This window comes from Candidatus Sysuiplasma jiujiangense, from assembly GCA_019721075.1.
Lineage (GTDB): Archaea > Thermoplasmatota > Thermoplasmata > Sysuiplasmatales > Sysuiplasmataceae > Sysuiplasma > Sysuiplasma jiujiangense.
This window is the reverse complement of sequence record JAHEAD010000004.1, coordinates 1-17,563: the sequence shown is the minus strand read 5'-3', so window position 1 is coordinate 17,563 and position 17,563 is coordinate 1. Positions and strand designations below refer to the sequence as shown.

The 17,563-nt window shown below is 48.3% G+C and carries 19 protein-coding genes, 1 tRNA gene and 1 riboswitch; of the genes, 11 read left to right on the top strand and 9 right to left on the bottom strand.

Annotation, left to right across the window (positions count from 1 at the left end; genetic code table 11):
- Positions 1–283 precede the first annotated feature (283 nt).
- The gene (locus KIS29_03605; protein MBX8639406.1) at positions 284–1,018 is read right to left on the bottom strand and encodes a hypothetical protein; all 735 of its coding nucleotides are present in this window, start codon (positions 1,016–1,018) and stop codon (positions 284–286) included.
- A gap of 215 nt (positions 1,019–1,233) precedes the next feature.
- Positions 1,234–1,902: a hypothetical protein gene (locus tag KIS29_03600; GenBank protein MBX8639405.1), complete on the bottom strand. Its 669-nt coding sequence runs from the start codon at positions 1,900–1,902 to the stop codon at positions 1,234–1,236.
- Between the two features lie 587 nt (positions 1,903–2,489).
- Between KIS29_03600 and KIS29_03595 the strand changes: the two genes are divergently transcribed.
- On the top strand, positions 2,490–3,665 hold the full coding sequence (locus tag KIS29_03595) for a hypothetical protein (GenBank protein ID MBX8639404.1): 1,176 nt from the start codon (positions 2,490–2,492) through the stop codon (positions 3,663–3,665).
- Here KIS29_03595 and KIS29_03590 read toward each other — a convergent pair.
- Together KIS29_03590 and KIS29_03585 are read right to left on the bottom strand one after the other, a co-directional pair.
- On the bottom strand, positions 3,662–5,212 hold the full coding sequence (locus tag KIS29_03590) for a phenylalanine--tRNA ligase subunit alpha (GenBank protein MBX8639403.1): 1,551 nt from the start codon (positions 5,210–5,212) through the stop codon (positions 3,662–3,664). The genes KIS29_03595 and KIS29_03590 overlap by 4 nt on opposite strands.
- Positions 5,172–6,296, bottom strand: coding sequence for a tryptophan--tRNA ligase (locus KIS29_03585; GenBank protein ID MBX8639402.1), 1,125 nt, complete (start codon positions 6,294–6,296; stop codon positions 5,172–5,174). Before KIS29_03585 ends, KIS29_03590 begins: the two co-directional genes overlap by 41 nt.
- Before the next feature lie 281 nt (positions 6,297–6,577).
- Between KIS29_03585 and KIS29_03580 the strand changes: the two genes are divergently transcribed.
- The 4 genes from KIS29_03580 to KIS29_03565 are packed head-to-tail and all read left to right on the top strand — an operon-like array spanning position 6,578 to position 8,596.
- Positions 6,578–7,360, top strand: coding sequence for a ThiF family adenylyltransferase (locus KIS29_03580; protein ID MBX8639401.1), 783 nt, complete (start codon positions 6,578–6,580; stop codon positions 7,358–7,360).
- A complete protein-coding gene (locus tag KIS29_03575) occupies positions 7,361–7,618 on the top strand; it encodes a hypothetical protein (protein MBX8639400.1) in 258 nt (85 codons plus the stop codon).
- Positions 7,603–8,073, top strand: a complete 471-nt coding sequence (locus KIS29_03570; protein MBX8639399.1) for a hypothetical protein — start codon at positions 7,603–7,605, stop codon at positions 8,071–8,073. Before KIS29_03575 ends, KIS29_03570 begins: the two co-directional genes overlap by 16 nt.
- Positions 8,063–8,596, top strand: coding sequence for a Mov34/MPN/PAD-1 family protein (locus tag KIS29_03565; GenBank protein MBX8639398.1), 534 nt, complete (start codon positions 8,063–8,065; stop codon positions 8,594–8,596). The genes KIS29_03570 and KIS29_03565 overlap by 11 nt, the downstream gene beginning before the upstream one ends.
- A gap of 56 nt (positions 8,597–8,652) precedes the next feature.
- On the opposite strand, the gene KIS29_03560 is transcribed toward KIS29_03565, so the two are convergent.
- Positions 8,653–9,675 (bottom strand): AP endonuclease, encoded by a 1,023-nt coding sequence (locus KIS29_03560; protein MBX8639397.1) that lies wholly within the window; start codon positions 9,673–9,675, stop codon positions 8,653–8,655.
- Between the two features lie 607 nt (positions 9,676–10,282).
- Here KIS29_03560 and KIS29_03555 point away from each other — a divergent pair.
- The 5 genes from KIS29_03555 (at position 10,283) to KIS29_03535 (ending at position 11,793) form a co-directional block, all read left to right on the top strand.
- Positions 10,283–10,660 (top strand): 50S ribosomal protein L18e, encoded by a 378-nt coding sequence (locus KIS29_03555; GenBank protein ID MBX8639396.1) that lies wholly within the window; start codon positions 10,283–10,285, stop codon positions 10,658–10,660.
- Between the two features lie 10 nt (positions 10,661–10,670).
- Complete coding sequence (gene rplM, locus KIS29_03550; GenBank protein MBX8639395.1) at positions 10,671–11,081, top strand: 50S ribosomal protein L13; 411 nt, start codon at positions 10,671–10,673, stop codon at positions 11,079–11,081.
- Positions 11,081–11,488, top strand: a complete 408-nt coding sequence (locus KIS29_03545; protein ID MBX8639394.1) for a 30S ribosomal protein S9 — start codon at positions 11,081–11,083, stop codon at positions 11,486–11,488. The genes rplM and KIS29_03545 overlap by 1 nt, the downstream gene beginning before the upstream one ends.
- A gap of 4 nt (positions 11,489–11,492) precedes the next feature.
- Positions 11,493–11,684: a DNA-directed RNA polymerase subunit N gene (locus tag KIS29_03540; protein ID MBX8639393.1), complete on the top strand. Its 192-nt coding sequence runs from the start codon at positions 11,493–11,495 to the stop codon at positions 11,682–11,684.
- Positions 11,685–11,720: 36 nt separating this feature from the next.
- Positions 11,721–11,793, top strand: a tRNA-Pro gene (locus KIS29_03535).
- Between the two features lie 705 nt (positions 11,794–12,498).
- Here KIS29_03535 and KIS29_03530 read toward each other — a convergent pair.
- The 4 genes from KIS29_03530 to KIS29_03515 all read right to left on the bottom strand — a co-directional run bounded on the left by KIS29_03530 (position 12,499) and on the right by KIS29_03515 (position 16,774).
- Positions 12,499–13,371: an ABC transporter ATP-binding protein gene (locus KIS29_03530; protein ID MBX8639392.1), complete on the bottom strand. Its 873-nt coding sequence runs from the start codon at positions 13,369–13,371 to the stop codon at positions 12,499–12,501.
- 58 nt (positions 13,372–13,429) lie between these two features.
- Complete coding sequence (locus KIS29_03525; protein ID MBX8639391.1) at positions 13,430–15,067, bottom strand: iron ABC transporter permease; 1,638 nt, start codon at positions 15,065–15,067, stop codon at positions 13,430–13,432.
- On the bottom strand, positions 15,046–16,191 hold the full coding sequence (locus KIS29_03520) for a thiamine ABC transporter substrate-binding protein (GenBank protein ID MBX8639390.1): 1,146 nt from the start codon (positions 16,189–16,191) through the stop codon (positions 15,046–15,048). Before KIS29_03520 ends, KIS29_03525 begins: the two co-directional genes overlap by 22 nt.
- A gap of 24 nt (positions 16,192–16,215) precedes the next feature.
- Positions 16,216–16,326: riboswitch (TPP riboswitch) on the bottom strand.
- Positions 16,327–16,588: 262 nt separating this feature from the next.
- Positions 16,589–16,774 carry a DUF1059 domain-containing protein gene (locus KIS29_03515; protein MBX8639389.1) on the bottom strand — a complete coding sequence of 62 codons (186 nt, stop codon included), beginning with the start codon at positions 16,772–16,774 and terminating at the stop codon, positions 16,589–16,591.
- A 280-nt stretch (positions 16,775–17,054) separates the two neighbouring features.
- Between KIS29_03515 and KIS29_03510 the strand changes: the two genes are divergently transcribed.
- Entirely contained in the window at positions 17,055–17,447 is a 393-nt protein-coding gene (locus KIS29_03510; GenBank protein MBX8639388.1) for a hypothetical protein, read from the top strand.
- The last annotated feature ends 116 nt before the right edge of the window (positions 17,448–17,563 follow it).

Genomic DNA, 17,563 nt, shown 5'->3' with positions numbered 1-17,563 from the left:
TTCACTGCTTCACCTGGCTGGTCTATTGGAATGGATCGTTTCAGACATATCTGACCCCCTGGCAGTGATGTTAATGCACGCATTCAGATCGAGGTCTATGCTTGATGTTTCTGACACTACCACATCCGAAGATCTATGCGGTTCACAATCAGAAATAACCATCCACCACCAGTGATAAGCTCTATTTAATGGCTGAAGAAATGATGTGTGACAGCACCGAGGACAGGAAAGTGTATCTGCAACCAAGCTTGCAGCATCTGGTATGACGGCCGGTTCACCAGCATCAAGATCTAGTCCATTCGCAACAGCAATCACCGATATGATGGCGAGACAGCGCGGAATTGCTGTGCAAAACATAGACAATGCCTTCCGAAGTCTCCATGACTACATTTGCGGCATTTGTCCACCCGTATGTCACCGCCCAAACGATTGAACTTCGATAAGAGGTGTTAAGTCCATTGTCATTCAGGATAAGAGTGCCGTTGGAATGCGACAGAAGAAGGTGCTGAATTACCCAGGCCTCCCATATCGAAAGATGTGATGCCTTAACAACAAGTCCTGCTGTTGTTTTGACATGAACAATTTCGCCTATTGTGAAGTTGCCGTCATAGACCTTCGAAACAAGTGTCTGGGAAAGGAGATGGGGCGGATACCTGTATGGAGGGCAGATGAATTGTTCCCGGTAATACCTGTAATTGCAGGTGTACCTGTTGTAGTGCTGGAATTCATACTCGACACCCTGGATGCCTGCAAATCCCGTTGTCAGATTCTGCGCGTAGCTGTGGTTGTCTAAGAGTTCCGAAATGCCTTGCGGGATGGCATCCGTTCCACCTCCTGAGTTGCCAACAGTTACGTTTGCCATGTGAGAGAAGGATGGCTGCGTGCTCATTGTCGTTGTTATCGATCCAGAAGGATTGGCGTAGACCTGGTTTGAATTGAAATTGATTGTGTCATTCTGGATGTAAACGCTGGCGGCAAGAACTATCTGTGAATTGCCCTGGTCTGCATTCCTGCCCATGTGCACGCCCGGCAACGGAAGTGTTCCGTTCGCATAGGTCGTCCTTTCCAGCGTGTTGCTTGTGGTGCTCGGATAGGTGTAGTAGTATGCCCAATGGCAGCTATCGGGTGAGGGAACGGCAGAGGCGGGAGTTCCCGCATAAGAATGGGACAGGTCTCCGTTTGCAGAAGCATTGGCAGATATGACCTGTATGGGTACAGAGGGAAAGACAAGCGTCAGGCTGAAACCTCGTCCGTCAGTGATATCTGAGAATAGTTCGAAAGACTGACATTGCTGCCGCCAAACCAGCTCTCCAGTCCCGTTGATGCGAGAAGCGTGCTGTTTGAGAGCACTGTGCTGTTTGCGCTGACAACGGACAGGCTGAAAGGATAGAAAGGAATGTTGTTGTAGTACTGGTAGAGCAGCATGCTTCCGTTCAGCACGACTGTCTTGACCGCCTCGACTGTGAGTGAAGGGTAGTTCGTTCCCGTGTCCGGTGAGAGAAGGGACATCCATTCCTTTGCAATTGAATTGAACTGTGTCGACAGGAAGAACTTGCCGGTCGAGGCGTTTCCAGGCAGCATCGTTGAATTCAGCAGCTCATCGTTGACACTGTTGTTCCACTGATTGCCCTGGGCAATGCTGTAGAAGCTAAGTCCTGTCTTCGCGAATGCCGAGGGGACGGCAGAGAAAATCTGCACATTGATGGTTGTGTTGTTGGCAATGCTGTCTGTCGGGCTGCCTGAATTCACAACCATTCGCGGACCGAAATAACCGGCAGGCTTGGGTTTGGGCCGTGAAACACTTCTCCGGCTGTACACATGAAGGGCATATCCTGCTCCTGCAGCCATGATGACAACAGAGGCGATAACGGCAAAAAGCTTCATGAGTCTTGTATGCGCCATCTCAATGCATCAGCACTCTACCCTATCGGCATCGTGAATGTCAAGTCTTTCGTGTCAAAAAACGTGATGGCACTTGCCGTTTTGAGATCGTTGCAGCAGGACAGTGAATTCATCAGACAATACGAATTCTTTTATCACACGGGCATTTTGATTGCACTCACCGGTTTACTGTACAAAGGGCGAAATGCCACCCTTCACTGCAGCCATCTCGGATGATACGAGCACTTCTGTCAAACCACAAATAACGGCACTGACGAATTGTTAAATTGAATATTTGGAAACAAACTGAATGCTTCTCCACCAACTCCCTGTAAACGGCAGCTGACAGTCTGTTGCGGGATGCTATACCCTCCTTCAGTGTCCTGTCAATGGCAGTGTTCACCATGTCCCTGAAGTCGCCATCAGGCAGCAAATCCTTTCAAATGGCACAAATCCTTACATGATCGGCTTGAACGCCATCACAAGGGACCAAATGATATTCGGGTATGTAGGTAGGAGCAAAGCGGGTTTCGCAAAAAAATTTATCAGCTTCGCCGGATTGATAACAAATTCCTTATCACTGAATGAAATTACCTACCCGAATCACATTGCCCGAGAAGGATCAAAACCTGACGGTTCGCGACAGGATCATAATTCACATTTCCGAAACGACAGCGAAAGCAGGTGGCAGAAAAGAGGAATACCTCCTGACTCAGGACGGCATTTCAGATTCACTGATGCTCAGCAGAGCCCATGTCGCCATTGAACTGGAAAGAGGCTCCTCGAAGGGACTCTTTTACAGCGATCTGGCAAGAGTGAAGGGAAACAGCAGAGAAACCAAGATTTACCTTTTGACTTCACACGGAAAGGAGTATGCCGAACGCCTGTACATGCGAATTGAACAGAAGAGGCTCATCGATAAGGCGGTGGCTTATCCTGGAAGGGTGTCGGCAGACGAAGTGCTTTCAAAGATGGACAAGCGAGATATTATCAAACTCTGCATGCTGCGTATTGCCGGTACACCGCTTGACAGACACCTCCTCCACGTCGACGGAAAGCTTCCATTCACAGTGAATGCAGGAGGAAACAAAATATCCCTGCTTGAATCGTCAGGTAGTGCAATAGACGCGATCTTGCAGGATAAGGGTATCCGCAATCTCTGCCTTGGTGCAATGGCCGACTACTGCCTGGAGGCAATGGATTACGCTGGCAGAATGAAATACCTTCTGATGTGCCGGCGTCATTCTGAAGCGGAGAGGACGGCTTCATTCCATCCGAACGAAATAGAAGCATCACAGGATGCGGATCTGAAAAACGTCATAATCGATTTTATGCCATCGTCTGGTGGAATGAAAAATATCAGGAAAATTGCCGCAAGAATCTGCTTATCCGAAGAGCGCAGCGGGCAGGTTATTAAGTTGTTCGGTGGAACAGGCGGCGAGGGATTTGAACAGGACCTCACCATGGCTGAAGCGCTGGCGATGGAGGGGGAGATTAAAAGAGCAATGGACATGATAGGTGGTATTGATTCTGGCAGAGCTCATCACAATGTCTCGCAATTTCATCGGATAAGGGCCAGGATAGCAGCCCATTCTCGGGATTATGCACGGGCAAGGGATGAACTCAATATTGCTCTCAGGAACTCAACTTCGACCGGATCAGTTCTTGACTCCAAAATGAATTACGGCCTTCTAGCTAAAATCGAGAGGGAGGAAGGGAATTACAGGGAGGCGGCCAGAATCGAGGCAAAACTTCGAGGCCTGATGGATATGAACGGGAATTAGATTACCGGCATTTTCTGCAGCGCAGACAGATCGCTGAGGTAAAGATCCCGAATATCGCTGAAGCCGTATTTTATCATGACAAGCCTCTCCAGGCCGAGCCCCCATGCAAGGACCGGATGCCGTATACCGAGAGGAGCAAGGACTTCCGGTCTGAACATTCCTGAACCGCCAAGTTCCATCCACCTGCCGTTGTAGAGAACATCTATCTCCATCGAAGGCTCGGTGTACGGGAAGTAGCCAGGGCGCAGCCTGAATTTATCAAATCCCATTTTTCTGTAGAATTCGGAGAGGACATTGCATAGCATGTCGAATGACGCACCTTTTTCCATCAGAATACCCTCTATCTGATGAAATTCGGACAGATGGGTGGAATCCATGGCTTCATGCCTGAATATCCTGCCGACCGCGAATGCCTTTACCGGCTGCTTCCTGTGATTTGCCAGATATCGTATCGTCGCAACTGTCGTATGTGTCCTCAGCAGCATTTTTGATGCTTCATCCTCGCTCCACCGGTATCCCCATCCGGACGAACCTGTCGAGCCGCCTTGCTCATGTGCAGAGCGGATTCTTGACGCAAGTTTCCGTTCGATTTTCCAATGGGATGGGTTAGAGAGATAGAACGTATCCTGCATGTCCCTTGCAGGATGGTCCTGAGGTGTAAAGAGTACGTCCATGTCCCAGAATGCAGACTGGACAACATCGTCTTCTATTTCAGTGAAGCCCATTTCGGCAAAGACTGTGGATACCTGGTTGATCGTGCGAAGGAGCGGATGGTGTCTCGGACCCCCTATAACTTCAACCGGCGCCTTGAGATCGTATGGCCTGAAACGCAGGTTTTTCCACTTTCCTGTCTTCAGCAGTTCGCTGGTAAGCAGCGATACGTCTTCTTCGAATGTAAGGCCCTCCGAAACAGCCATCAGCCCCTTTTCAATGAGGCTTACCTCTCTGACTATTCTGTCATGCTCCTTGACAAAATCACGACGTGACAGCAGTTCCCTCAGTACCTTCCTGTTTCCGTCATTCTCCTCTACTTCTCCCCGTTCCAGATGTTCGAGAAGCAACTCATCCTCGGCGGGGCTAAGAATCGCTTTCCTGCCCTCCTCCGTGATTATCAGTTTCCTGTTGCTGTCAATTGATGCCCAGTTCCTTCGTCTCAGCCATCCAACCGCGACAGGGACAAGTTTCGAATCTCCCAAACGCAGTCCGAGCTCATCAAGTCCAACAGATCCTCTGGCTATCTCCTCAAGCGCTATCCTCTCCGGAAGGCGTTGATGCTTTGCCTCCTCTTTGAGGGTGTAGAAACGCATCACTTTCTCGTCGACACGCACATAACCCTTGGCCTTCAACCAGTTGAGCGCATTCATGAGTTCAGTTGGATTCCTGAAACTGGCCACTGCCGATATCTGCCCGAGTGATGCGTTTCCGCCAAGTCTTGAAAGGGCAGAGAGTACCTTTTTTTCCGAAATACTCAGGCTTTCCGCACCGCCTGCCGAAGATGGCACCATATCACCCTTCCTCCAGTCCCTTTGCGCTGAGCATGAAATCATCCACAATCTCGGAGGCACGTTCCCTGTTCTTTCTGTGTTGAGTCATGAAAAGCTTCACCTTTGACAGAAGGTTCGCCTTGCAATCGCCACAGAGCAGGGCGCCGCTCCTGCAGTCCTCTTCAATCTTCTTCAGTTTTGCCGGATCAGGTTCGAAAAGAAACTCATAATGGTGATAGACCGGACAGATGTCTGGGTTCGCGCCAAGTCTTCTCTGCTCCTCGACCGTTGCCCTGCCGCCCGTAAACGCGTTCATTATCTTTTTCGTGATTGCAGCATCCGTGTCGGTTGTGTATATCGCAGCCTCCCCGGTGCTTGACATTTTGCCTCCCGTCAGACCTGGAAGCATCTTGCAGTGTATAAGCGCGGGTTTAAAGTAGCCCAGTGCGGGGGCCACATCTCTTGTTACCCTGAAATGAGGATCCTGGTCAATGCCGCATGGAATAAGGCAGGGCACGTTTTCGCCCTTAAGTTCTGATTCGAGGAAGGCCGGGACTGACTGAATAGATGTGAAGAATATGGATCCTATATTTGTGCTGTTGTCGAAGCCGAACACGGCCTTTGCGGTTGAAAACGTAACTCTCTTCGAAACCTTCAGAGCTGTCCTGTAGAGTAAGGAGATATCCTTAGTGTCGATGACTATCTTGGTCCTTGCAGGATCGAAACCAAGCGCAATAAAATCAAGTATGTTGTCAAAGGTCGATTTTCGAGTGTCTTCGAGCGTCAGATTTTCCTTGAATAGAAATTTTTCATCATCCGTCATCTGAAAATACAGTTTTGAATTGAAAGCTTCCTGCATCTGTCTGGTGAAAATCCAGGGTATCATGTGGCCAATATGAGTGCCGCTTGACGGGCCCCTTCCTGTGTACAGATAGAACCTCTTCCCTTTCTCATAATTGAGGAGTATCCAGTCAAGATCCCGATGGGAATAAAATATTTTCCTCTGCAGGAAAATATTATTCTCTCCACCTGGTATCCTCCTTATCAAGTCCGCCGTAATATAGGAAGTGCCAAACCGGCTCACCAGTTTGTCATAATCGACTTCGCCACGCACCTCCCATGGCGTGACAACAAAATCACCAGTCATCTACAGCACCATATACACTTTGTGGAAGAAAGTAGAATCGGTCATAAACTTTGCCCTTTCACCGATTCCGGACTATACGCGATTGCGCTGGCCATGTTTAATCCCCTTTATACGCTGAAGCAACGCCACAGCAGGTCGGAATAAGTCCGATATACCAGAAGTTGCGCTTCCACGGTGATTTCAGGCATATATGGCAGCGTCAGCCTGCTTTAATACTCCCTCCAGACATGTTCAGGATTCTCCCGCTCGGTATATAAATGGATAAGTGCATTCGGGCAGAAGTGAGCAGAACACAGAACATGCTGAAAAGCGCGGACAGGTATTCGCGCGTCAGGCTGGTGGATGGAATTGATCTCGATGCAGTGCAGTCTTCCAGGATATGCATCATAGGAGCGGGTGCGCTCGGGAATGAGGTTGTCAAAAACCTGGTGCTCTATGCTCCTTCTCAGATTACGGTCGTTGACAGGGACGTGGTTGAAACTACAAATCTTGGGCGCTGCTTTTTGTTCAGCAGGGCGGACGCGGATAAGTCCAGAAGCAAGGTAGAGGTCGTGCGTTCAAGAGCGAGAGAGATTAATCCTGACTGCAACCTGCGGGCAATGCGTACGGATGCGGAGCGACTGAATTACACCTTCTTTTCAAAATACACCCTCGTAATAGGGTGTGTTGATTCGGTGAAAACGAGGCTCCATATCAACTCAAACTGTTTTTTCGCCGGAACTCCCTACGTCGACGGCGGCATAGACGGCCTGATCGGACGCGTGCAGGTCGTTATACCACCTGCAGGTGCCTGCTATGAGTGCACCGTGAATGGCAGCCACCTGTCTACGATTGACCGCACATACACGTGCACGGGCAGAGAAGCGAATGCCTACTCCCGGCACATTGGCTCGGAGCCGTCTATTCCGGGAATCATAGGATCTGTCCAGTCTCTTGAGGCCATAAAGATAATTTCAGGCATCAGGCAGAACGGCGTTCTTATGATGTTCGACGGAATGACGACCAGCATTGAGGAGATTGTGGCTGAAGTGAATCCAAATTGTCAGAACCATGGAAGGATATAAATGAAAACTATGAAACTGAGCGTAAGAAATACGCAAACGGGAAACAGTGCACTTATGGAAGTAGACAACTCCACAAAACTGCAGGAAGTTCTGGACAGTGCAGTGGAGTTCTGGGAATTGCCTGATGAACCTTATCTAATGAAGGTGGGAAAGAAACTTGTTTCGGCATCTAAAACCGTTTCGGAAGCAAGCCTCAATGACGGTGATACGATCGACCTTCTTCCCGATCCCGAGGGAGGACAATGGCAATCCCTTTAGAATTGCTGAAGAGAAGGTTGAGAAACGAACTGAAAATGCTGGAGGGGATACAGGGCGCAGAATTCGAATATAGCGATGAGCCAGGCATGAACTTCCCTTATACTATCGATGTCCGTCTTACAGGTGTGAGGGGACTGGACCGCATGAAAGACGGGAAGATTGTGGAAAAGAGCGATCACCGCTTCAGAATTGTGGTATTCAGGGACTACCCTGTGCTGAAGCCAGGCATAATATGGCAATCCGGAATATTCCATCCGAATATCAGCACGCCAGAGAATGGAGGAATCGTATGCACGAAACTGCTTCAGGAATGGAAAACGGAAAGAACGTTGAATTCACTGATTGCGGGAATCGCTCATCTTGTCGAAAATCCAAACCGAAAGGAGCCGCTCGGCTTTGAAAGTTGCGAATCCGCAGTAAGATATTTGACGGAAATTGAGAAAAATGCCAATTGAAGTACACAGCGGATACGAATTCAGAATGGCTGAGGAGGAAGAACCGGGCTGCTGTCAGCACGGCCCTTCACCGGTTCCACGGGATATACATGTTTTTCTTTGCTCGGAGGCCTTAAGGAAGGCGATTGCTAGCGCCAGGACCTCCTTTTCCGAGGGAAAGGAAGCACTCGGCTATCTGCTTGGAAGACCATTCCTTTCCGGAGGGAAAATGAAGATACGGATATCCGGTGTCGTTGAACTACCGGCAATCGCAACTGCACACCATGTCGAAATAGACAGGGACACCGGAGACAATTTTGAGATCGGCATCAGAGATGGCGAACTTATTGTCGGATGGTATCACTCCCACACTGGCCAGGGCTGCTTTCTTTCCTCAACCGATACAAGGACACATCAAAGATGGTTCACGCAGGCATATTCAGTTGCACTTGTCATTGAAGGGTCTGACGGGAACTTTGAAGTCTTCGCTTCGAAGGGTAACATGTTTTACAGCCCTGCTTACTGCATATTTGACGAAAAATAGGTACGGTCTTTCAGCAAAGGAGGGATTCCGGATATGCACTCGGACTGAGGAACGACTCAGCCAACCTTTTCCCTGACTTCCTTGGTGACCTGTCTGGAAAGCATCCTTTCGAATATTACTTTCATGTAAATTGCATCATGTTCGAGCAAAGGCGATGATGAAATCACTGTCATTTCGTAGTTTTCATCTACTATTAATTCGGCGAGTGGTTCGAATCTAAGGTCCCCCCTTTTGATCGGTGTGAGCCTCAGTTCATTTCCACCATGATGTTCGACACCTGAGAATGAAGTGTAAATCAGTCCTTCCGAAACCTTCTGGGCTCTGGATATTACTCTTCTGAAATCCTCCTGTTCCCTGAGCGAGCCGCCCTCGCGTGAATGAAGATGAGCGAAATTGATTACAGGAACTGTTCCCTTTACCCTCTTCACTGTGTCTATTACTTCATCAAAACTTCCGAACACTTCCTGCCTGCCGCTGGTTTCAAGGCCAATCGGCGCCCTGAGCTTATTTTCCTTCCACCAGTCCCGAATGTCCCTCAGATTCTTCAATATCAGCTCGGTCCCGGTCTTCTTTCCTTTGCTGCCATAGAAGCCCAGCTGGGTACTGACAACCACACCATCGAGCGCCGCGCAAACCAGCCCGGCCCATTTTATATTATACTTGCTCCGTTCCACCAAATCAGTTTTTCCCGAAAGGTCGACATAGTATGATGAGTGGACCGAAAGCTGAACGTCGTGATCCTTTGCATACTCTGCCATTTCATATAACTCAACATATGAATGGCACAGACCGCTCTCAAGCACCGTCAGAGTGTCGTCGCTGCGTATCTTCTCATCAGGATCGTTAATCGGCTTTGTTCCTTTCCCGCCATGACGATCAATCTGAACAATCATGTCAGTCTCGAGTTCAGCCGGCCGTTTTCCGATTTCCTCATCATCTGGCGAACGTTGCAGTATATTGTTACGTATCATCTGGACTTCAAGGGCTGTCAGCCCGAGCATGTGAACGTCCTCTATGCCGTCGAACAATGTCCTCCCTTTGCAGGAAAGCGGGATTCCAGACGGACCGAAGCGAATCATCTATTCACCTGTTTGAAGAGTCAATTTTTAAGCTGCTCCGGGAGTCAGCGCAACGGTACTCCCATTCTTTTCCACACACGGGTAGAGCAACGGTTGAACCGAAATTGAATTTAGTATAAAAACGATCGACATCAAAAGTTGTAATCAATGGTTTCAGGCAAACACGCACTCTTACAATAACTTTTGCACTTCGCCCGGCCGGGTCATAGACGGAATGTTCCAATGGTGCATCTTACACCATGAAATGATGCATAATCCGGTGTCTTCAGATTTTGAAAATCACTTTCGGCTGATACCAACGACAGATGTTCTGAAACCGCTCTTTCGGAACATACAGACAGAATTGAAGCTGATTTCAGCATGCATTCTGTCCAGCCGCACCCTGCCATGAGTTATCGGGAGGAGAACAGGCATGAGGTAATCAGGAATGCACGTTCCAGCTCGTCCCCGGCGTATCATGGACTAAAAGACAATAGAAGGCTGTGCAACTGTGGGTCAATTGAATTTTCCTTTTGAGATGACTTGGAATACCTGCCGTTCATGAGACATGTGAAAAGTTTATAAAGAGATGCCGTTTAGAGAATGATTCATCCGGAAGCTGAACAAGATGGGCGTAAAGAGCAGAAAGAGAAACGTAAAGACGAATCCTGAACTCAATAGACTGATCGCTGAACTCTTTAACTTATCCGCAAGGGAGAACGCACCTATTTGGAGAACTGTTGCACTGAGACTTGAGGGACCGCTTGCAAACAGGCCAGTGGTTAACCTTTCGCGTCTTGACAGACTTGTCAGCAATGGCGATTCAATCGTAGTGCCCGGGAAGGTACTTGGAAGCGGTGGAATATCCAAGAAAATTACCGTTTCTGCCTACTCTGTTTCCAGTTCCGCAAAAGCGAAATTGGAGAAAGCTGGATGCGAGATACATGACCTGGAAACGCTTGCAAATTCGAATCCTAAAGGCTCGGGTCTGAGACTCATGGCTTGAGGTGGCAGAAATGGCGGTTGTCGATGCGGATGGTGCGATTCTGGGAAGGTTGTCCAGCAGTATAGCAAAGAGACTTCTAAACGGGGAAGAGATTACAATTATCAATGCGGAAAAGGTGTTGATTTCCGGATCCGCTCAAAAAAGTTATGAGGAATACTTTTCAGCTTATCAGAGAGGAAAGGCAATAAAGGGACCGTATTATCCGAGGATGCCTGACGGCATTCTTAGAAGGGCTGTAAGGGGAATGCTCCCCATCAAGACATCAAGGGGCAAAAACGCATACAGAAATCTCAAGGTTTATACCGGCGTACCACGAGTCATAGGGGATGCCAAACCAGAAATCCAGCAGAAGGCGGCCAGGGGCAAAAGATATACGCGGCTTGGTGAAATTTCCAAGTTGCTCGGGGCAAGGGTGAACTGATGTCTGAGATCACACCCGTTCTGACTGTCGGAAAGAGGAAGACAGCAGTGGCAAAGGCTATCGCCCGCATTGGTGCAGGAAGAATTAGGGTAAACAGCATCCCCATTGAAATTCACTATCCTGAAATTGCGAGAAGGAAAATGCTTGAACCTGTTTTGCTGGCTGGTGATAAGGCGAAGGGGCTTGACATTACCGTTGATGTCATGGGCGGCGGCATTATGGGACAGGCGGAGGCTGCCAGAACTGCCATAGCAAAGAGCCTGGTTTCATTCCTAAAAGATGAAGAACTTGAGAAGGTGTTCAGGCAGTATGATCGTTCCCTTCTCATAAGCGACCCAAGAAGGAAACTCCCGAAGAATCCAGCAGGCAGAGGCGCAAGAAAGAGAAAACAGAAGTCATACAGGTGATTTGTTGATAATACCGGTCAGATGTTTCAGTTGCGGAAAAGTGCTCGGGAGTTCATACGAGATTTACATAAAGAGAGTGAAGATGGGCGAAGTACCAAAGGATGTCCTGGATTCTCTCGGCATAAACCGCTACTGCTGCCGCAGGATGATAATTTCACATGCGGACCTCATCGACGAAGTGATACCGTTCCACTGATACCGTTTCATCTTCCTTGCAGGAAGCATTTAAACAGGGTCCGTGGGGTAGCTTGGTATCCTTCCAGCTTGGGGTGCTGGTGACTCCAGTTCAAATCTGGACGGACCCAATTGATTTACTGTCAGGCACAGTCATATTTTGGGCTTTGAATCACTTTCATTCAGCAAAAAGGTCCGTACCCATGAAGGGCTACGGGACATTATTCAAAGCACGGCTGCCTGCCGTCTGACACGGGAGCCAGAAGATGGTACCTGAACGTTGCCAGGAGCCTGCATATAACCCGCCGACGCGTACCTCAGGCCACTTGGAAATTTTAGTAAGTGCGCGAAATCCTGCCAAGGGGCCCTGCCCATATAGAAGGCACATCTGACTGAATATCGAGGAAAACGCCAGCTATTTTCAAGATAACCCCGCCCTGACCATCGTTCCGATGAAACTGCCGCAATCCGCCCTTTAGGTGTCACAACGAGAAGAAGAGACTATATCCACAGCTTGGCAGATTTGAGAATATGCTTCAGCATCAATAGTATGAATCAGTTCAGGCAAACGTCAGGAGAGGGGCAGAATCAGGCACAATGCCGCAATCGCGTTCTCTATGCGGAACTGCTGTTTCCATAACAATTCGTGAGAATGCTGCCGGAGATACCGAAGCAGCCCGGCACGCTGAAGAAAAAGCTAGGAATCGGGATACCAATTTCTTAAATCAGCGGGGTCAGGGATTTAGCCGTAGTGAGTGATCAGTACCTCGACTCTGTTGCAGGAGGATTACTTGACGGCATTACTGAATAATCATGTTTTAAACACACCTTCGCGATTATTCAATAACAACATAATTCTCAATAACAAGTGAAAAGGATTTTCCCTGATCATATGTGTGTGTGCCGGAATCGGCGTACACGTTGATTGTTTGTCCTGAATCTGTCCTTACGGCCACTCTTGTTTGCTCCCCCTCATATCCGGATGATAAAATCGTTACGGGTATACCGCCTTTTTCTGAAATTTTTGCCTTTGAAGGGGAAAAGGCAATCTTCTTTCCATTCAAAAGCATTACATTGTAGCCAATGAGCGTTGCTACCTGTTCGCTTCCTGGATTGTTGAACACCCCGAAAGGGGTGTCCTTCCTTATTATCAGGCCCTCATCAATTACACAGACATCGTCCGCCATGTAAAATCCTTCTCTGCTGTCATGTGTCACAAACATCATTGTAAGACCGAATTCAGATGCGAATCTTTTCAGCTCGCTTCTCAATTCAATCCTCAGGTGGCTGTCGACCGAACTGAAAGGCTCATCGAGCAACAGAAGACGGGGTTCTACGGCAACAGACCGCGCCAGAGCAGTTCTCTGCCTCTCGCCTGCGGATAGTTGATGCGGGCGTCTTGTCAGAAGGCTCTCTATTCGCAGAGAGGAGGCGAGTGAATTTACAACATGTCTGATCTCACTTTCTGCCAACCTCTTCGATTTCAGTCCGTACGCAATGTTGTCAAATACACTCATATTAGGGAAAAGCGCGAGTTCCTGGAATATCATTCCGACATTCCTCTTGTTGACTGGCATTCTCGTAACGTCCTCCCCATCTATCAATATCCGGCCGCTGTCCGGTGTGTCGAAGCCCGCAATGTTCCTCATGAGGGAGGTTTTACCTGAGCCGCTTGGACCCATGAGCGTCATCGTTCTCTTTGCATCCATCTCCAGATTGATGTCTCTGAGCGAAAAATCGCCGTACTTCCGGTTCAGATTTATTATTTCAACGAATGCCAGCTAAACCATCCCCGATGCCCTGAATTGCTGTGAAGAGAACAATGCTTATGAGAAGAAGGAACGCAACTGCTGCGTCGGCAATATGGAAGAGACGAACACTCTGAAGGGAATAGATTTCAACCGTCAGGGAGATGAACCGTGGCGTGGTGAGAAAATTCGTTGCCGCAAACTCGCCGAGGCTGGTTGCAAATCCGAAGAGCATGGCTGTTGAAACAGCTGAATATGCAAGCGGAACCTCAATTTCAAAAAATGCGTTACCGCCCAGAATCACCGATGCTTCACGGAGCCTGAGTGGAATGTTAGAAAATCCGGCAAGAACTATTCTGAAGACCAGTGGAATAGAGACAACACTCTGTGCCATTACAATCAACACCCAGACTGAATCGGCAGGTACAATCGGCGAAAACGCGGCTGACAGCGAAAGTGCCAGAATTATGGCGGAAATTATGAGAGGCATGAACTGAAGCGCATCCATCGGATCGAAGCTTGTCTGCAGCCGTCTGCGGGAGAAAATCCATGACAGAGCGAGGAAGGTTACAGACAGTGCCGTGATAACACCGTAGAAGAGAGAATTAAGCAATGCGCCGAACGTGGTTATGCCGATGGACGAGGCAACATTAGGGCTGAACAGCATTATGAAATTTCGGATCAGCCCGCCATTACCAAAATTCAGTGAAGCTTCTATTACGGCTGAAAATATGTATGTTTCAGCGAGCAGGAAAATTGCCGCATATAACGCACCTGCAAGAAACCATCTGCTGCCTGAGTCTGCTCTCCGGAATTGCCTGGAGGAATATAGATTCTGCATCCTTGATCGGAAAAGGTAGACATAGGCAATTGCTGGTATGAAGAGAAAGGTTACCTGGACCAGACTTATGAATGTTGCATTGCCTATCTGGTCAAGCACCTTTGCGAGAAAATAAATCCAGGTTTCAAGCGTAAAATACCTCTGCCCCCCAATGATGAGCGGCGCAGTGAAGCCGGAAAACGAATAAATGAATGAAAGAAGCGAGCCCCATGCACCGTACGCAATTCCTTCCTTTCCCCATGTCGTTATGAATGTCTTCAGGCGGCCTGCCCCCAGCGATTTTGACGCCTCTTCCAGCTGTGGATCATAGCCCATGACTGCAACCATTGTTGTGAGGACCACCAGAGGAGCATTGAAGAATACATTGACTGCCACGATGCCGGTGAATCCCCTTGACAGTGCGGAAAGGGGCGGGAAGATGGCTGCAGCCGGCGAAGCGGGTCCAAAAGACAAAATAAAGGCGAAAACAACGACAATGGAAGGCAGGAAAAAGGGAAGAATTGACAGAGAGGCAAGAAGTCTCCGGTATCGGAAGTCATATCTTCCCAAAAACAGACCGAGGGGGAAACCAGCACAGAAAGAAAGAATTGCGCTGACCGCTCCCTGCTCAAGAGAGTTTACAAATGCTTCACGGGCAAGCCTGGCATCGAAGCTGTTGCTGAAAAGCAATCCGGCATAATTCTTTGCACCGAACGTATCAGCCAGCATTACGAACGGGACGACGACAACAGAAATCAGAAATAGCGAAGGCAGGAGCATAAGCAATAAAGCCTGCTTATCTCTGATAAGATCTTTCAGCCCATTATGGCTATCCATTCATCCACCCAGGAAGACATGTTTTCAGCGATGGCTGTTGAGTTGATGTAATTGTTCAGGGGTATGACATTTTTCGGATTGATGGCATATTCGTAGACCTGCGGCAGCTGCGTGCTTGAATTTGCAGGGTACATCCATTCATTCAGCGGCAGTTCATTCTGGACAACAGGACTGAGGAAATAATTGATGAATTTCTCCTCAAGGGAAAGGTGAGAAGAGTGGTTAACTATGGCGATGCCGTAAACGGTGCGCCAGCCGTACGGATTCCCATTGTAGTAAATCACTGTTGAATTAATGCTGTTGCCATAACCGAAATACTCGTTGTAGGCCGGATCTGTAGCGTAACTAACAACCATGCCTGTTCCCGGTCCTGACCCAAACTTTGCAAATGCCTGTGACCACGACAGGAATACATGACCTCCCACATATGGCCTTATCTGATTCCACCATACTGTCCAGTTCTGATGAAGGACATATGTGTAATAGGAAATCTGCCACAGGAGGAATGCTTCTCCTGTTGCGGAAGTATACGGATATTCAAGAAGCAGGTTTTGAGCAAGCGTGGCATTGGAGGCAATTTCCTGGAAAGTGGGACGGAAAGACTGATTGTGCGCTATAAGACTTACATTGTAGTCAATACCGAGGTAGGCATACTCATAGGGAGTAATATATCCGGCAGCCCCGCCCAGTTCGGAGATGAGAGTCGAATTCACGTATGCAATAGACGACGGTGTGTATTTGAGAAGAAGACCGTCCCTGACAGCCTGAACACCGTTGATGTTATTCAACCCGACGACCAGATTCGCCTGTGGATGCTGCTTGTATAATTGAAGAGACTGGATTAAGCCGTTCTGTGGCGTTTCAACGACGATCCTGACATCATATTCCTTCTCGAATGTGCCGAAAACAACATTGAACGCCGCAGATTTGTTGGAGCCGTAGGCCAGGAACGAACTGTAGGTGTAAACTACGAGGGTTGTCTTTCCTGTCTTGAATCCGGTGTCTGCATACAGTGTGTATGCAGCCGTGACGATCACAACCGCAACAAGCACAGCAATCAGTCGTTTTTCGAAGGGCCGAAGTCTGAATTTTTTCCTATCCTTAACATCTCTTGCAGGAGTCATTTAACCATTTCCTGCCAGAGAAGCCGTCAGAAATGTCTGCTTTCCTTCGCCGGTATTATCCGGATCAGGTTCAAGGGTCGGTGGCAGTCGGTGCCACCCTCTCAGCATTATCTAAACGCTCCCCTAGCTAAATAGGCATATTCCTGCATCCTAATAGCTTTTTACCTTCTCAGACAGCGTGAATGAAATGTGTTGGCCGGACACTGGAATCTGGAGACAAGTCGCGCCTTTTCAAACAGCGATCAAAGCAACACAGCCGACTGTTTCTAACAATTGGCGATTCCATCACTTCATAACACCCCCATCCCCACTTGTTTCTTTCCTGTTCCCATTACGCCAAAAATCAAAAAGATTGAGATGTTTCTGTCAATGCGCTTTCAAAAAGTCGATTGGCCGGCTAAAACATCTTCTTCTGTATCGCACCCTCAACTTTCTTCTTCATGTCATCCGGAATGCTTGTCATTCCATGCGCGGTCTTTGCATGCTCCATTATTTTTGGCATAAGTTCTTCTTTAGTCTTAGCGGATGTTTCAAAACCGCAGTTCATGCCCACGTCTTTGCACTTGAACTCAAATTTAGCCATACTGGCAAGTACCGGTACCTGTTGTATTAAGCATTATGCCTGTCCATTATAAGGATGGAATGGGAATCGATGAAATGAACCTTCTGTACCAGTTAAAGAGCTGCCTCTGGGCCATGAACAGGCACAACTACCCTGCCATCTGTCGCGAAGTATTCGATAATCGTAATTATCTGAATAAGAGGGATACGACCTTTCCGGTTTTTTGCGCTTATTCACGGCAGCGGACTGCGGAACCCGATACTGAAAAATTACATTATCCCGTAAGCATGTGTGACCACGAATGCAATACAGGATACCCGCGGATGAAGACGTCGCCAGGGCAATAGTTTCTTGCCTCAACGAATACGGGATAATAAACTCCCAGAGGAAACTCGGCAAACTGGTAAGACAGAAAATCAGGGATGTGGAAAGTGCCTTTCTGATCAGCGACAGGAGAATCAGAATGATAGCCGTAGGAAGGGGACTGGTAGAACTTGAACTAAAATACAAGGAAGCCAGGAACAGCAAGCTACCGCACAAGTGCCCGATCTGCGGTTCCAAACTCACACGTCTGAAAAATATGACCATATACGGAGGAACTGTCACGCTTGGTTACAGTTGCGGATCATGCAGATACTGGACAGGACTCAGGAAGAACGTTCCCTCCAGATATATTTTCACCTCCCGGCACTGAGGATGCATTGGCATCCAGTATCTCCGAAGACGATCGTAACAGAAGTACTAGGATCGAATGAGTATATATAAGGAAAACAGGAAAAGCCAGCATTACACGCAGCCTCATCGACTCGC

Bases quoted from the DNA above. Each gene is read 5' to 3' on its own strand.
- KIS29_03605 (MBX8639406.1), bottom strand. From the start codon at position 1,018: ATGGGCAGGAATGCAGACCAGGGCAATTCACAGATAGTTCTTGCCGCC.
- KIS29_03600 (MBX8639405.1), bottom strand. From the start codon at position 1,902: ATGGCGCATACAAGACTCATGAAGCTTTTTGCCGTTATCGCCTCTGTT.
- KIS29_03590 (MBX8639403.1), bottom strand. From the start codon at position 5,212: ATGATTTCATGCTCAGCGCAAAGGGACTGGAGGAAGGGTGATATGGTG.
- KIS29_03585 (MBX8639402.1), bottom strand. From the start codon at position 6,296: ATGACTGGTGATTTTGTTGTCACGCCATGGGAGGTGCGTGGCGAAGTC.
- KIS29_03575 (MBX8639400.1), top strand. From the start codon at position 7,361: ATGAAAACTATGAAACTGAGCGTAAGAAATACGCAAACGGGAAACAGT.
- KIS29_03570 (MBX8639399.1), top strand. From the start codon at position 7,603: ATGGCAATCCCTTTAGAATTGCTGAAGAGAAGGTTGAGAAACGAACTG.
- KIS29_03565 (MBX8639398.1), top strand. From the start codon at position 8,063: ATGCCAATTGAAGTACACAGCGGATACGAATTCAGAATGGCTGAGGAG.
- KIS29_03560 (MBX8639397.1), bottom strand. From the start codon at position 9,675: ATGATTCGCTTCGGTCCGTCTGGAATCCCGCTTTCCTGCAAAGGGAGG.
- KIS29_03555 (MBX8639396.1), top strand. From the start codon at position 10,283: ATGGGCGTAAAGAGCAGAAAGAGAAACGTAAAGACGAATCCTGAACTC.
- rplM (MBX8639395.1), top strand. From the start codon at position 10,671: ATGGCGGTTGTCGATGCGGATGGTGCGATTCTGGGAAGGTTGTCCAGC.
- KIS29_03545 (MBX8639394.1), top strand. From the start codon at position 11,081: ATGTCTGAGATCACACCCGTTCTGACTGTCGGAAAGAGGAAGACAGCA.
- KIS29_03530 (MBX8639392.1), bottom strand. From the start codon at position 13,371: ATGGATGCAAAGAGAACGATGACGCTCATGGGTCCAAGCGGCTCAGGT.
- KIS29_03525 (MBX8639391.1), bottom strand. From the start codon at position 15,067: ATGGATAGCCATAATGGGCTGAAAGATCTTATCAGAGATAAGCAGGCT.
- KIS29_03520 (MBX8639390.1), bottom strand. From the start codon at position 16,191: ATGACTCCTGCAAGAGATGTTAAGGATAGGAAAAAATTCAGACTTCGG.
- KIS29_03515 (MBX8639389.1), bottom strand. From the start codon at position 16,774: ATGGCTAAATTTGAGTTCAAGTGCAAAGACGTGGGCATGAACTGCGGT.
- KIS29_03510 (MBX8639388.1), top strand. From the start codon at position 17,055: ATGCAATACAGGATACCCGCGGATGAAGACGTCGCCAGGGCAATAGTT.